Origin of the sequence: Nocardia goodfellowii (assembly GCF_017875645.1) — a bacterium.
Taxonomy (GTDB): domain Bacteria; phylum Actinomycetota; class Actinomycetes; order Mycobacteriales; family Mycobacteriaceae; genus Nocardia; species Nocardia goodfellowii.
Window position 1 is genome coordinate 4,386,053 of the sequence record NZ_JAGGMR010000001.1, and the last position, 14,659, is coordinate 4,400,711.

General features: G+C 68.0%; 13 protein-coding genes. All 13 read left to right on the forward strand.

The features are described from left to right. Positions 1-83: 83 nt before the first annotated feature. The 13 genes from BJ987_RS20095 (at position 84) to BJ987_RS20160 (ending at position 14,658) form a co-directional block, all read left to right on the forward strand. Positions 84-1,247 (forward strand): helix-turn-helix transcriptional regulator, encoded by a 1,164-nt coding sequence (locus BJ987_RS20095; RefSeq protein WP_209892307.1) that lies wholly within the window; start codon positions 84-86, stop codon positions 1,245-1,247. Between the two features lie 25 nt (positions 1,248-1,272). Then, positions 1,273-2,550 (forward strand): MFS transporter, encoded by a 1,278-nt coding sequence (locus tag BJ987_RS20100; RefSeq protein ID WP_209892310.1) that lies wholly within the window; start codon positions 1,273-1,275, stop codon positions 2,548-2,550. A gap of 163 nt (positions 2,551-2,713) precedes the next feature. Continuing rightward, a complete protein-coding gene (locus BJ987_RS20105) occupies positions 2,714-4,477 on the forward strand; it encodes an acetyl/propionyl/methylcrotonyl-CoA carboxylase subunit alpha (protein ID WP_209892312.1) in 1,764 nt (587 codons plus the stop codon). 20 nt (positions 4,478-4,497) lie between these two features. Then, on the forward strand, positions 4,498-5,979 hold the full coding sequence (locus tag BJ987_RS20110; protein WP_245366054.1) for an FAD-dependent monooxygenase: 1,482 nt from the start codon (positions 4,498-4,500) through the stop codon (positions 5,977-5,979). A gap of 20 nt (positions 5,980-5,999) precedes the next feature. Beyond that, the gene (locus BJ987_RS20115; protein ID WP_209892315.1) at positions 6,000-6,326 is read left to right on the forward strand and encodes a TcmI family type II polyketide cyclase; all 327 of its coding nucleotides are present in this window, start codon (positions 6,000-6,002) and stop codon (positions 6,324-6,326) included. After that, complete coding sequence (locus BJ987_RS20120) at positions 6,323-7,600, forward strand: beta-ketoacyl-[acyl-carrier-protein] synthase family protein (protein WP_209892318.1); 1,278 nt, start codon at positions 6,323-6,325, stop codon at positions 7,598-7,600. The genes BJ987_RS20115 and BJ987_RS20120 overlap by 4 nt, the downstream gene beginning before the upstream one ends. Further along, positions 7,597-8,820 carry a ketosynthase chain-length factor gene (locus BJ987_RS20125; RefSeq protein ID WP_209892321.1) on the forward strand — a complete coding sequence of 408 codons (1,224 nt, stop codon included), beginning with the start codon at positions 7,597-7,599 and terminating at the stop codon, positions 8,818-8,820. The genes BJ987_RS20120 and BJ987_RS20125 overlap by 4 nt, the downstream gene beginning before the upstream one ends. Positions 8,821-8,833: 13 nt before the next feature. Next, on the forward strand, positions 8,834-9,091 hold the full coding sequence (locus BJ987_RS20130; RefSeq protein ID WP_209892323.1) for a phosphopantetheine-binding protein: 258 nt from the start codon (positions 8,834-8,836) through the stop codon (positions 9,089-9,091). A 33-nt stretch (positions 9,092-9,124) separates the two neighbouring features. Beyond that, positions 9,125-9,907, forward strand: a complete 783-nt coding sequence (fabG, locus tag BJ987_RS20135) for a 3-oxoacyl-ACP reductase FabG (protein ID WP_209892326.1) — start codon at positions 9,125-9,127, stop codon at positions 9,905-9,907. A gap of 29 nt (positions 9,908-9,936) precedes the next feature. After that, the gene (locus tag BJ987_RS20140; protein ID WP_209892329.1) at positions 9,937-10,881 is read left to right on the forward strand and encodes an aromatase/cyclase; all 945 of its coding nucleotides are present in this window, start codon (positions 9,937-9,939) and stop codon (positions 10,879-10,881) included. Between the two features lie 3 nt (positions 10,882-10,884). After that, on the forward strand, positions 10,885-12,852 hold the full coding sequence (locus tag BJ987_RS37350) for an SDR family oxidoreductase (protein WP_245366055.1): 1,968 nt from the start codon (positions 10,885-10,887) through the stop codon (positions 12,850-12,852). A 34-nt stretch (positions 12,853-12,886) separates the two neighbouring features. Continuing rightward, positions 12,887-14,458, forward strand: coding sequence for an acyl-CoA carboxylase subunit beta (locus BJ987_RS20155; protein WP_209892332.1), 1,572 nt, complete (start codon positions 12,887-12,889; stop codon positions 14,456-14,458). Further along, a complete protein-coding gene (locus BJ987_RS20160; RefSeq protein WP_209892335.1) occupies positions 14,455-14,658 on the forward strand; it encodes an acyl-CoA carboxylase subunit epsilon in 204 nt (67 codons plus the stop codon). The genes BJ987_RS20155 and BJ987_RS20160 overlap by 4 nt, the downstream gene beginning before the upstream one ends. Position 14,659: the final 1 nt, after the last annotated feature.

Here is a 14,659-nt window from a genome sequence, read left to right on the forward strand (position 1 = left end):
GAGACGCTGTGACGGTGAACAATTGCGAGGGGACAATGAATAGCGTGGCGGACCGGCGGAAATGGGGGAACGAGTATTCCGTCATGGCCGACGGGGATGAAACTCAGGGCGCGGACATCCAATTCGCATATCGAGGCGTGCACAGGTCGGCGGCGATTCAACGCGCCGAATCGACGCTCTCCGGGATGAACGGCCGTCCCGAGGCGGCGCGCGCCTGGGCGGCACTGCTGGATTTGATCTACGCGGACCGGTTCACCGACGTCTCGGCGCACTGCGATCGGATCGTGCGGGAGGGTCGGCCGTCACGCTCGATGCTGCAGGTGATCACGCTGGTGCGCGCCCGGGTCGCGAGCCTGACCGGCGATACGGACGCCGCGGTCGCTGACATGAAAGTACTTCTGGCCGAAGGAGTTCCGGCCGCACTGCACGGGCGGACGGTCGCCTGGCTCGTCGCGGCCCTGGTACAGGCGGGCGATACCGAGCAGGCTTATCGGCTGGTGCTCGGGGATCGGGCCGCTCCGATCGAGACACTGTCGGATCGGGCGCACGTGCTGGCCGCTCGCGGCGCCCTCTACCTGGCCGGCGGTCGGATCGAGCGGAGTCTCGCCGACTACCTGGAATGCGGCCGGGTGCTGACGACGCTCAATGTGACCAATCCGGCGGTCATTCCGTGGCGTTCCAGGGCGGCCCTGGTCGCCCTCGCGCTGGATCGCACCGATCTCGCCACAGCCCTCGCCGAAGAGGAATTGGCGGCGGCCCGGCGGTGGGGGTCGCCCGGTGCGGTCGGGTGCGCGTTGCATGCCCTCGGGATGGCGCTGCGCGATCATCGATCCACCGAACTGCTGGAACGCTCGGTCGAACTACTCGAACTCGTGAACGCCAGACACGAGTTGGTGCCGACACTGTGCGATTTGGGGTTGCTGTATGCCGAGCGCGGCGACACCGCGGGTGCCCGTGCCACTTTGGCGGCGGCCGCGGATGCGGTCGCGGGAAACACGGCCTGGTCGAGGCGGATCGAGACCGTACTGTCCATGATCGGGGATCGGCGCCATACGCTCGAGCTGACCAGACAGGAACGCAAGATCGCGGGTCTGGCCCGGGACGGCCACCGCAACAAGGCGATTGCCGAGATCATGTTCCTGACGGTACGCACGGTGGAGTTCCATCTGTCGAATGTGTATCGCAAACTTGGGATTTCGGGTCGGCACGAGCTGCACGAGGCGATGACGACGCGCTCGTGCGCCTGAAACCCGCACTCGGGCAGTCGTTCCCGTGGACCGCGTACTGAGGCGGTTCGCCGATCGGCCGGGTTCGAGGTTCTCGGTGCTGGCGATCCGCAATTTCCGGCTCTTCGTGGCGGGCCAGGTCACCTCGGTGACCGGAACCTGGATGATGGTGGCGGCCCAGGACTGGCTGGTGCTGGAGCTGACGGACGATTCGGCGATGGCGCTGGCTCTGCTGACGGTGTGCCAGTTCGCGCCGGCCGTGCTGCTGCCGGTCGGAGCGGGGCTGCTCGCCGATCGAATCGCCAAACGGACGCTGTTGGTCATCGCGAATCTCGCAGCGGCGCTTGTGGCCTCGATTCAGGCGGTAGTGGTGCTGTCGGGCCGGGTGGAGCTGTGGCAGCTGTATCTGGTCGCACTCGCCATCGGGATCGTCATGTCGATCGAGACGCCGATTCGCATGTCGTTCATCAGCGAGATCGTCGGTGACGAGCGGTTTCGGGATGCCTCCGCGCTGAGTGCGATGTATTTCAGCGTCGCGCAACTCTGCGGTCCGGCCGCCGCGGGTTTGCTCATCGGCCTCTTCGGTACCGGGACCGCGATGGCGGTCAATGCGGTGAGCTACTCGGCCACCGTGCTCGGCCTGGTGCTGATGCGGCCCGGTGACCTGGTATCGGCCGCTCCACGCGCCGCCGCACTGGATGTGCTGCGGGGATGGCGGCGCATACGGAACAGCGACTCGCTGATGTGGGCGACCGTCCTGCTCGCCGGGGTCGGCTTCTTCGCGCTGAATCTGCGGGTCACCGCACCGCTGCTGGCCAAGAGCGCGTTCGAGGTGAATCCGGCGGCGTTCGGGCTTGTCACCGCCGCGTTGGCAGCCGGGTCGCTGCTCGCGGCGCTGCTGGTCGGCGGTCGGGGCCGGCCGTCGTTGCATGCCGCACTCGGGTACGCGGCCCTGCTCGGCGGTGCGGAGGCCGCGCTCGGGTTAGCGACCTATCTGCCGGTGGCGATGCTCCTGCTGGTCCTCTGCGGCGCGGCGATGACGGCCTTTCTGCAAGCCACGAACCATCATCTGCAACTCGGCAGCGGCCCGGCGTATCGGACGCACGTCATCGCGGTCTATACGACGATTGTGCAAGGGGTGACGCCGCTGGCCGCGCTCGCGGTCGGATTCTTCGCCCATCGTGTGGGGGTGCGGCCGGTGGTCTCCCTCGGCGGGCTCGCTGCGGTATGCGTCGCGGCCGCGATCTTTTTCACCTGTGGTCGCCGCAAAGAACCTACGGGTGCGCCGGTGCCGCCGGGGGAGAAACCTACGGTCGGACCGTAGGGTTGCCCGTCCGGCCTTGAACCGCCCCGGGATCTGCCGGAGCATTTCCATTGTTCGGCAAAGGCATTGCCGCCGAATCGAATTCGAGATTCTTTTGCTGTCGCCCCGCATCGGCGCCGGGCCTGCTTCGTCTGAAATCCACTGTGCTGCGAGGGATGCGGATATGCGTAAGGTGCTCATTGCCAATCGAGGCGAGATCGCGGTGCGAATTGCCCGCGCCTGCCGAGACGCCGGACTCACCGCCGTGGCTGTCTACGCCGATCCGGATCGTGACGGCATGCACGCACGGTTGGCGGACGAGGCCTACGCACTCGGCGGCGACACTCCGGTGACGAGCTATCTCGATGCGGGCAAGATCCTGCGCGTCGCGATCGAATCCGGTGCCGACGCCGTGCACCCCGGTTACGGGTTCCTTTCCGAGAACGCTGATTTCGCGCAGGCGGTAATCGACGCCGGACTCACCTGGATCGGCCCTCCTCCGGCCGCGATCCGCATGCTCGGCGACAAGGTCGCCGCGCGCCGGATCGCCCGGGCGGTCGGTGCACCGCTGGTCCCGGGCACACCGGAGCCGGTCGCCGAGGCCGGGGAAGCGATGGCCTTCGCTGATCGGCACGGGCTGCCGATCGCTATCAAGGCGGCCTTCGGCGGCGGTGGACGTGGGTTGAAGGTGGCTCGGGTCCGCGCGGAGATTCCGGAACTGTTCGACTCGGCGGTCCGCGAGGCGACGATGGCCTTCGGCCGCGGTGAGTGCTTCGTCGAGCGCTATCTCGACGCGCCGCGGCATGTGGAAACCCAGTGTCTAGCAGATACTTTCGGCAATGTCGTGGTCGTCTCCACTCGGGACTGCACGTTGCAGCGCCGACACCAGAAGTTGGTGGAGGAAGCGCCCGCGCCGTTCCTCACCGCGGACCAGCGTGCCGAGCTCTACCGGGCCTCCAAGGCGATTCTCGCGCACGCGGGCTATGTCGGCGCCGGGACGTGTGAGTTCCTGATCGGCCGGGACGGCGTGGTCTCGTTCCTCGAGGTCAACACCCGCCTGCAGGTGGAACACCCGGTGACCGAGGAGGTCACCGGAATCGACCTGGTGCGCGAGATGTTCCGGATCGCGAACGGCGAGCCGCTGGGCTACGACGACCCCGAACCGCGCGGGCACGCGGTGGAGTTCCGGATCAACGGTGAGGACCCCGGCCGGGGGTTCCTGCCCGCGCCGGGCACTGTCACAGGATTCGCGCCGCCGTCGGGGCCGGGTGTCCGGCTCGACACCGGAGTCGAGTCGGGCACCGTGGTCGGCCCCGCGTGGGATTCGTTGCTGGCCAAGCTGATTGTTCTCGGCGCGACGCGGGAGCAGGCCCTGCGGCGCGCGGCCCGGGCGCTGGCCGAGTTCGTGGTCGAGGGGCTGCCGACCACGCTGCCGTTCCACCGGGCGGTAGTCGAGGATCCCGCGTTCATCGGTGACCCGTTCCGGGTGCACACCCGCTGGATCGAGACCGAGTTCGACAATCGGATCGCGGCCCAGCCGCTCGACTCCGCCGTGGCGGAACCGCCGGAACGCGAGACCGTGGTGGTGGAGATCGGCGGGCGGCGACTGGAGGTCTCACTGCCCGCTGTCGCCCCTGCGGGGCGACCTGCCGTTGTCCGCCCCGCGGGGCACTTCCGGCGGCGAACCGGCTCGGCGGGACCTGCCGGGTCGTCGGACGCGACGCTGTTCGCCCCGATGCAGGGCACCGTCGTGCAAGTCGCTGTCGCAGAGGGACAACGCGTCGACGCCGGGGACCTGGTCGTGGTCGTCGAGGCGATGAAGATGGAGCAGCCGTTGACCGCGCACCGGGCGGGCGTGGTCCGTGACCTGACCGCATCGGTCGGCGCCACGCTGAGTGCCGGCGCGACCATTTGCCGGCTCGTGGACTCCGAAACGACCGCCGCATGAACGGAATCGAGGAGTTGAAGATGGACGTTGCGCAATCGAACGTGGACGCATCGGTGATCATCGTCGGAGCGGGCCCGGCCGGGCTCATGCTGGCCGCCGAACTTCGCCTGGCCGGTGTGGATGTCGTTGTCCTGGAGAAGCTTTCCGAGCGCAGCGGCGAATCGCGCGGCATCGGTCTCACGCTGCGCACCATGGAGGTGTTCGACCAGCGCGGCCTGCTGCCCCGCTTCGGCGAGTTGGAGGTCAGCTCGGCCGGGCATTTCGGCGGCATCGCGCTGGATCTCGAGGTGCTGGGCGCGCCGCTGCGGGCGGCACGCACCGTGCCGCAATCGACGACCGAAACCGTACTCGAATCCTGGGCGGCCGAGCTGGGCGCCGACATCCAGCGCGGTCAGGAGCTGATCGGCATCGATCCCGACGCCGACCGGGTGACGGCGCGGCTACGCGATGGGCGAGCCCTTACGGCGCGGTACGTCGTCGGCTGCGACGGCGGGCGCAGCGTGGTGCGCCGATCGGTGGGTTTCGACTTCCCTGGCACCCCGGCGACGACGGAACTGTATCTCGCTGATATTCGCGGTGTGGAGATCGCGCCGCGGATGATCGGCGAGGTGCTGCCCGGCGGCATGGTGATGGCCGCGCGGCTACCCGATGGCGCACACCGGATCATCGTCAGCGAACGGGGGATACCGCCACAGCGGCGTACCGGCCCACCGAGCTTCGCCGAGGTGGCCGATATCTGGAAGCGGTTGACCGGAACCGATATCTCGCACGGAGAGCCGGTGTGGGTGAGCGCTTTCGGTGACGCCGCGCGCTTGGTCACCACCTATCGGCGCGGCAGGGTCCTGCTGGCCGGTGATGCCGCGCACGTCCACCTGCCCGCGGGCGGCCAAGGGATGAACACCAGCATCCAGGACGCGGTGAACCTGGGTTGGAAGCTGGGTGCGGTTCTGCGGGGAACCGCGCCGGAGGCACTGCTGGACACTTATCACACCGAGCGGCACGAGGTCGGCCGCAAGTTGCTGGTCAACACCCGTGCGCAGAGTCTGTTCATCCTCGGTGGCGAGGAAGTGGCGCCGCTGCGCGAGGTACTCACCGAACTGGTCGGAATTCCTGCGGTGGAGCGCCATCTCGCTGCCCGCGTCAGCGGCCTCGACATCCGCTATGACGTCGGCGGCGGGACGCATCCCATGCTCGGCGCGCGGCTGCCCCGGACATCGCTGACCCGGAACGGCCGTGCGACCGATACCGCCGAACTGCTGCGGTCCGGCCGCGGTGTGCTGCTCGACCTCGCGGACAATCCGGCGCTGCGTCGCCGGGCCGCCGGATGGACAGACCGGATCGATCTGGTGACCGCGACACCCGACCGATCCGGCGCCGCGGACCAACTCGTGGGCACCACTGCGCTGCTGGTGCGGCCGGATGGCCATATCGCTTGGGCCGCGCCGGGCAGCCGGCACGACCTGCCGATGGCCCTGGACCGCTGGTTCGGACCAGCCAGATGACATCGGACAAGGAGAGAGAAATGTTCAGCACACTGATCGTGGCCAGAATGCGGCCCACCGCGGCCGATGACGTCGCAGCATTGTTTCGGGCATTCGACGAAACCGAGATGCCGCACCGGATGGGTACGCGCCGCCGTCAGCTCTTCGCTTACCACGGCTTGTATTTCCATTTGCAAGATTTCGATTCCGATGACGGCGGCGAACGCATCGCCGGCGTCCGGACCGCACCGGAATTCGTCAAGATCAGCGAGGATCTGCAGCCGTTCATCGAAGCCTACGATCCGCAGACCTGGCGCTCACCCGCTGACGCCATGGCCGGTCGCTTCTACACCTGGAGTGCGTTGTGAACGCCGGGCGGCGGCGGGTGGTCATCACCGGAATAGGTGTCACCGCGCCGGGGGGAGTGGGTACCAAGAGTTTCTGGGACCTGATCTCCAACGGCCGCACCGCGACTCGGCGAGTCTCGTTCTTCGACCCGTCCGCCTTCCGCTCGCAGATCGCGGCGGAGATCGACTTCGATGCCGAGATGCACGGGCTGAGCCCGCAGGAGATCCGGCGAATGGATCGCGCCGCGCAACTCGCGGTGGTCAGCGCTCGGGAGGCCATCACCGACAGCGGTCTGGAATTCGGCGCGCTGGACCCGCATCGCACGGGAGTCACCATCGGCAGCGCGGTCGGGGCCACCATGGGGCTGGACGAGGAATATCGAACCGTCAGCGACGGCGGCCGGCTGGAACTGGTCGACCACAACTACGCGGTACCCCATCTCTACAACTACCTGGTGCCCAGTTCGTTCGCGACGGAGGTGGGATGGGCCATCGGCGCGCAGGGACCCAGCGCGGTCGTCTCCACGGGCTGCACCTCGGGCCTGGACGCTGTCGGCTACGCCGCCGAGGTCCTGCGTGACGGTGGCGCCGACGTGATGATCGCGGGCGCCACCGACGCGCCGATCAGCCCCATCACGGTGGCGTGTTTCGATGCGATCAAAGCGACCACCTCGCGCAACGACGACCCGGAGCACGCATCACGTCCCTTCGACGCCACCCGCAACGGGTTCGTGCTCGGCGAGGGCGCTGCGGTGTTCGTGCTCGAGGAACTGGGCAGCGCCCGGCGTCGCGGTGCGCATATCTACGCCGAATTGGCCGGGCACGCAACACGTTCGAACGCCTTCCACATGACCGGGTTGCGTCCGGACGGTAAGGAGATGGCCGAGGCGATCCGGGTCGCGCTGGCCGAAGCGCAGATCAATACCTCCGAGATCGACTACATCAACGCGCACGGTTCCGGCACCAAGCAGAACGATCGGCACGAAACCGCCGCGTACAAGCGAAGTTTGGGCGAGCACGCCTACCGCACACCGATCAGCTCCATCAAATCGATGGTCGGGCACTCCCTCGGAGCGATCGGGTCGATCGAGATCGCCGCTTCCGTACTGGCGATGACCAACAACGTGGTCCCGCCGACGGCGAACCTGCACACCGCCGATCCCGAATGCGACCTGGACTATGTGCCACTGACCGCCCGTGATCACCAGGTCGACGTGGTGTTGTCGGTCGGCAGTGGGTTCGGCGGATTCCAGAGCGCCGTGGTGCTGGCCGACCCCTTCCGGAGCCGGTCATGACCAGCACCGTGGTGACCGGGTTGGGAGTAGCCGCGCCCACCGGGCTCGGCCTGGAGCAGTATTGGACCGCGACGCTGGCCGCGCGCACCGGGATCCGGCGGATCTCCCGGTTCGACCCCTCCTCCTATCCGGCTCAATTGGCCGGGGAGATCACCGGTTTCAGTGCCGAGGCACACCTGCCGAGCAGGTTGCTGCCGCAGACCGATCGGATGACGCGGATCGCGCTGGTGAGTGCCGACTGGGCGTTCGCCGATGCCGGTGTGCGACCGGGCGATCTGGGCGAGTACTCCGCCGGTGTCATCACCGCGAGCCATTCTGGTGGGTTCGAGTTCGGTCAGAACGAACTGAAAGCCCTGTGGAGCCGGGGCGGGGAATACGTCAGTGCCTACCAGTCATTTGCCTGGTTCTACGCGGTCAACAGCGGTCAGATCTCCATCCGCAACGGTTTGCGCGGGCCGAGCAGCGTGGTGGTCAGTGACCAGGCCGGCGGTCTGGACGCGGTGGCGCACGCGCGCAGGCAGATCAGGAAGGGAACCGCGCTGATCGTCTCGGGCGCGATCGACGCGTCGATCTGCCCGTGGGGCTGGGTGGCGCAGTTGGCCGGCGGCGGTCTCAGTACCGAAACCGACCCGGAGCGGGCGTATCTGCCCTTCGACGCCGGCGCCAGCGGCTACGTGCCGGGCGAGGGTGGCGCCTTGCTGGTGCTCGAGGATGCCCGGCACGCCGAGCAGCGCGGTGCGCGGCAGATCTACGGCGAGATCGCCGGTCACGCCGCCACGCTGGATCCGCCGCCTGGTCCCGGCGGCGAATCCGGATTGCGCCGGGCCCTGGAGCTCGCACTGCGGGACGCGGGCTGCTCGGCCGCGGAGATCGACGTCGTCTTCGCCGATGCCGCCGGAATCACGGCGCTGGATCGCAGCGAGGCCGCCGCCATCACCGCGGTGTTCGGCGCCCGCGCCGTACCGGTCACCGCGCCGAAAACGATGACGGGCCGGCTGTATTCCGGGGCGGCCCCACTCGATCTGGCCGCCGCGTTCCTGTCGATCCGCGACCGCGTGATCCCGCCGACCATCGGCAGCTCACTGGCCGAGGAATACGAACTCGACCTGGTCACTACGGCACGGGAGGCGCCGGTCCGCACCGCGCTCGTGCTGGCTCGTGGTGCGGGCGGCTTCAACTCCGCGATGGTCGTGCGCGGTCCTGGTCGAAACCTCAACTGACGAAAGGAAAGTCATGCCATTCACCCTCGAAGATCTCCGGCGCATCCTGCGGGAGGGCTCCGGCGACACCGGCCTGCTGGACGGCGACATCGACGAGCTCGAGTTCGAAGAACTCGGCTACGAATCGCTGGCACTGCTGGAGACGACCGGCCGCATCAAACGCGAATTCGGCGTCGCCCTCGACGACGAGGAGGCGGCCGCGGCGAGTACGCCGCGGGCCCTGGTGGCCCTGGTCAACGCGCACCTGCTCGGCGCCTCCCAGCCCGGCTGAAGCCAAAACCTCTATTAGACAAGGAGATTCGCTATGTCTCGAGACGACAGGGTGGCATTGGTCACCGGCGCGACCAGCGGCATCGGCTTGGCGTCGGTACGGCAACTGGCCGAGCAGGGACACCGGGTGTTTCTCTGCGCCCGCGACAAGGAAGCCGTCAGCGATACCGTGGCGCGATTACGCGACGCGGGCCTCGACGTCGACGGCACTACCGCCGATGTTCGTTCGCAGGAGGACATTTCGGCCCTGGTACGCGCGGCGGTCGACCGGTTCGGTCCGATCGACGTGCTGGTCAACAACGCGGGCCGCAGTGGGGGCGGGGTGACCGCCGACATCCCGGACGAACTGTGGTTCGACGTGATCGCGACCAACCTGCACAGCGTCTTCCTGATCACCCGCGAAGTTCTCACCAGCGGCGGGATGCGCGCGAAGCAGCGCGGCCGAATCATCAACATCGCCTCCACCGCCGGAAAACAGGGCGTCGTGCTCGGTGCGCCCTATTCGGCGTCCAAACACGGCGTCGTCGGCTTCACCAAGGCACTCGGCAACGAGCTGGCTCCGACCGGGATCACCGTCAACGCGGTCTGCCCGGGGTACGTGGAAACGCCCATGGCGCAACGAGTCCGGAGCGGATACGCCGAGGCCTGGGACACCACCGAAGACGCCATCCTGGCGAAATTCCAGGCCAAGATCCCGCTCGGTCGCTATTCGACGCCGCAGGAGGTCGCGGGCCTGGTCGGCTACCTGGCCTCCGACCTCGCCGCCTCCATCACCGCACAGGCACTCAATGTCTGTGGGGGCCTGGGCAACTTCTGATTTCGACCACCTGATTCGAAGGAAAAGTCATGAGCGCACACACGCGTGAGGTCGAGCACGCCATCACCGTGCAGGCACCGGCCGGTGAGGTCTATCGCATGCTCGCCGAGGTGGAGAACTGGCCGCGGTTGTTCCCGCCGTCGGTCTACGTCGATCGGATCGAGCAGACCGGCAACGAGGAACGCATCCGGATCTGGGCGACGGCCAACGGTGTACCCAAGAACTGGGTGTCACGGCGCGTCCTGGACCCGGAGTCTCATCGAATCACGTTCTGGCAGGAGGTTTCCGCGCCGCCGGTAGCGCAGATGAACGGCACCTGGATCATCGAGGACCAGGGCGAGCGGCGGACCCGGCTACGGCTGCTGCACAGCTATCGCGCGGTCGACGACGATCCAGCGGGGCTGGACTGGATCGAGCGGGCGGTCGACGAGAACAGCAGGGCCGAATTACCCGGCTTGAAGGCGGCGGTCGAGTCGGCCGTGCGGACCAGCGAGCTGACCCTGTCCTTCGTGGATTCGGTCCAGGTCAACGGCTCGGCCAAGGACATGTTCGACTTCGTCAACGAGGCGAACCGGTGGACCGAGCGGTTGCCGCACGTCGACGCCGTCGAGCTGACCGAGTCCGCTCCGGGCCTGCAGGTGCTGCGCATGCAGACCCTGACCAAGGACGGTTCGAGTCACACCACCGAGTCGGTCCGGGTCTGCTTCCCGCACCACCGCATCGCCTACAAGCAGACAACCCTGCCCGCCCTGATGGATCTGCATACCGGGTACTGGCAGTTCGATGCGGATGCCGACGGCGGCACCACCGCCTCCTCGCAGCACACGGTGATCATCAACGCCGATCGGATCACCGAGATCCTCGGCCCGGACGCTGGCATCGCGGAGGCGCGCACGTTCATCCGCGACGCCCTCGGCAACAACAGTCGCGCCACCTTGGCGCACGCCAAAGCGTATGCGGAAGAACGGCGTTGACCGATGACCGGGCCGGCGGATCTCGACACCGACGTGGTGGTCGTCGGTGCGGGCCCGGTCGGGCTGTTGCTGGCCGGGGACCTGGCACACGGCGGAGTCCGGGTCACGGTGGTCGAGCAGCTGGCCGTACCCACTACCGAATCGCGAGCCTCGACACTGCACGCGCGCACCATGGACCTGCTGGCTGAACGCGGCATACTCGGCCGGCTCGGCCGGCTCGGCCGATTGCCCCAGGGCGGTCCCGGCCACTTCGGTGGCATCCAGCTCGAGCTGACCGATGCCGATCCGGCGCATCCCTATGCGGGCCAATGGAAATGCCCGCAGGCCCGGCTCGAAGCCGTGCTGCAGGACCGGGTCGTCGAGGCGGGTGGTCACGTGGCGCGCGGACAGCGGGTGGTCGGGCTGAGCGTCTCCGATGATCGAGTCCGGGTCGCGATCGTGACCGCCGCGGGCCTGCGGCGGTCGATGGCGGCCGCCTACGTCGTCGGCTGCGACGGCGAGCGGAGCACGGTGCGTGCGCTGGCCGGGTTCGACTTCGCCGGGACCGCGGCCACCAAGGAGATGCTGCGTGCCGACGTGGCCGGGCTCGACCTTCCGTCCCGGCGTTTCGAGCGGCTTGCCAACGGGCTCGCGACCGCCGCGCGCTGGCCCGACGGCAGCACCCGGGTGATGGTGCATGTGTATGGCGCCGAACCCCGGGCGGGGCAGGCCGAACCCGGATTCGACGAGATCGCCGACGCGTGGGCGAAGGTCACCGGTGAAGCCATCGGTCATGGAAATCCACTGTGGTGCAACGTTTTCGACGACACCAGTCGTCAAGTCACCGAGTACCGGCGGGGCCGGGTACTCCTGGCCGGCGATGCCGCCCATCGGCAGCTACCGGTCGGCGGGCAGGCCCTCAACCTCGGCCTGCAGGACGCCGCCGAACTCGGCGGCCGGCTCGCCGGGCGGATCACCGGCACGGGCGGCGACGAACTCCTCGACGGCTACCACCGTGCCCGGCACCGTACCGGCGCCCGCACCTTGACCAACATCCGGGCGCAGACCCTGCTGCTGCTCGGTGGCCCCGAGGTCGAACCGGTCCGGGAGCTGTTCACCGAGCTCATGCGCTCGGACCCGGTCCGCGCCCGGCTGGCGCGCATGATCAGCGGCCTGCCCGAACCAGGCCCGAAACACCCCATCAACCGCAAGGAGACAACCATCATGGGCAGCCTGACGAACAAGACCGCACTGGTCACCGGGTCGAGCCGAGGCATCGGACGGGCCACGGCGCAGCGCCTCGCTGCCAAAGGCGCGCTGGTCGTCGTGCACTACGCGGGCAACGAGACAGCCGCGCGGGAAACCGTCGAGTCGATCGAGAACGACGGCGGCCGAGCGTTTTCCGTTCGTGCCGAGCTGGGTGTGCCCGGCGACGTGCACGAGCTGTTCCTCGGAGTGGAACACGGTCTCAAGGAGCGCACCGGACAGACGACGCTCGACATCCTGATCAACAACGCGGGCGTGACCACCCCGGCGGGAGTCGCCCCGGAAGAGGTGAGCGCCCAGGAATTCGACCGGCTTTTCGCGGTGAACGCCAAAGCGCCGTTCTTCATCGTGCAGCGAGCACTGAGTCTGCTGCCCGACGGCGGCCGCATCGTCAACATCTCTTCTGGGCTGACCCGATTCGCCAATCCCGAGCAGGTGGCCTATTCGATGACAAAGGGCGCGGTCGAGCAGATCACGCTGCACTTCGCCCGCTATCTGGCGCCGCGTGCCATCACGGTCAACAGCGTCGCGCCGGGCATCACCAACAACGGCAGCGCCTTGTTCGACATCCCGGAGGCGGTCGAGCAGATGTCGCAGATATCGGCGTTCAAACGGGTCGGTGAGGCCGTCGAGGTCGCCGACGTGGTGACTTTCCTGGCGACCGACGAGGCGCGCTGGATCACCGGCGCGTTCATCGACGCCACCGGCGGGACGCTACTCGGCTGAATCAGCCGGTCCCGCACCGAGAACAGGAGACCCGATGACCACAGTGCAGGAACCGACACGGTTCACCGACCGGCTCGACGACCTGGACCGGCGCAAGCAGGACGCCCGGTCCGGGCCGGACCAGGCGGCCACCGACCGCCAGCACGCCAAGGGCAAGCTGACCGCCCGCGAACGCATCGATCTGTTGCTGGACCCGGGCACCTTCGTGGAGGTCGAACCGCTGCGGCGGCACCTCGCCACCGGCTTCGGCATGGAGGCTCGACGTCCGTACACCGACGGCGTGGTCACGGGCTGGGGAAAGGTCGACGGGCGCACCGTCTTCGTCTACGCCGCCGATTTCCGCATCTTCGGCGGAGCGCTCGGCGCGGCGCACGCGCAGAAGATCCACAAGATCATGGATATGGCGATCACCGCCGGGGCACCACTGGTGTCGCTCAATGATGGTGCGGGCGCGCGCATTCAGGAGGGTGTCACCGCCCTGGCCGGCTATGGCGGCATCTTCCGGCGCAACACCCGCGCCTCCGGTGTGATTCCGCAGATCAGCGTCATGCTCGGACCCTGCGCCGGGGGCGCGGCATATTCGCCCGCGCTCACCGATTTCGTCTTCGTCGTCCGCGAGATCTCGCAGATGTTCATCACCGGCCCCGAGGTGGTCCGCACAGTGACCGGGGCGAACGTGACCATGGACGGTCTCGGCGGCGCCGATGTGCACGGAAGCACTTCTGGCGTAGCGCATTTCGTCCACGATGACGAGCAGTCCTGCCTGGCGGAGGTGCGGCTGCTGCTCTCGATGCTGCCCGGCAACAACCGGGAGCTGCCGCCGGTGGCTTTCACCGCCGATCCGGCCGACCGGAAAGCGGACGCCCTGCTGGACCTGGTGCCACTGGATGGCAACCGGCCCTACGACATTCGAGAGGTAATCGCCGAAATCGTCGACGACGGTGAGTATCTGGAAGTGCAAGCGTTGTGGGCGGGCAACCTGGTGTGCGCGCTGGCCAGGCTCGACGGTCACGTCGTCGGCGTGGTCGCGAGCCAGCCGATGGTGCTGGCCGGGGTACTCGATATCGACGCGAGCGAGAAAGGCGCGCGGTTCGTGCAGTTCTGCGACGCCTTCAATATTCCGCTGCTGACGTTGGTCGACGTGCCCGGGTTCCTGCCAGGCGTCGACCAAGAACACGGCGGCATCATCCGGCGCGGCGCGAAGCTGCTCTACGCCTACTGCAACGCCACCGTGCCGCGAGTCTCGCTGGTCTTGCGCAAGGCGTATGGCGGGGCGTACATCGTGATGGACTCGCTGTCCATCGGTACGGATCTGGCGCTGGCCTGGCCGACCAACGAGATCGCGGTAATGGGTGCCGAGGCCGCCGCCGACGTGGTGTTTCGCCGGGAGATCGCGGCCGCGGCCGATCCTGCGGCCACTCGCGATCTGAAGATCGCCGAATACCGCAGCGAACTGGTGCATCCGTACTACTCCGCCGAGCGCGGCCTGGTCGACGATGTCATCGACCCCCGCGACACCCGCGGCATCGTGATCCGCGCTTTCGCGATGTTGCAGGGCAAGGACACCGACTTGCCGCGCCGCAAGCACGGGAATCCGCCGCAATGAGCGCCGTATTCCTACGGATCGAGAAGGGCACGGCCGATCCGGTCGAACTCGGGGTGCTCACCGCGCTGCTCTATGCCAGGGCACGCGCCGCCGCAGCCGCTGCCCCGGTGCCGGCGCGCGGCACCGCACGCTGGCGCCGGCTCGAACGACACCCAGGGTTCGCTGATCCCCGGGCCTGGACGAACACCACGACCGGTTGAC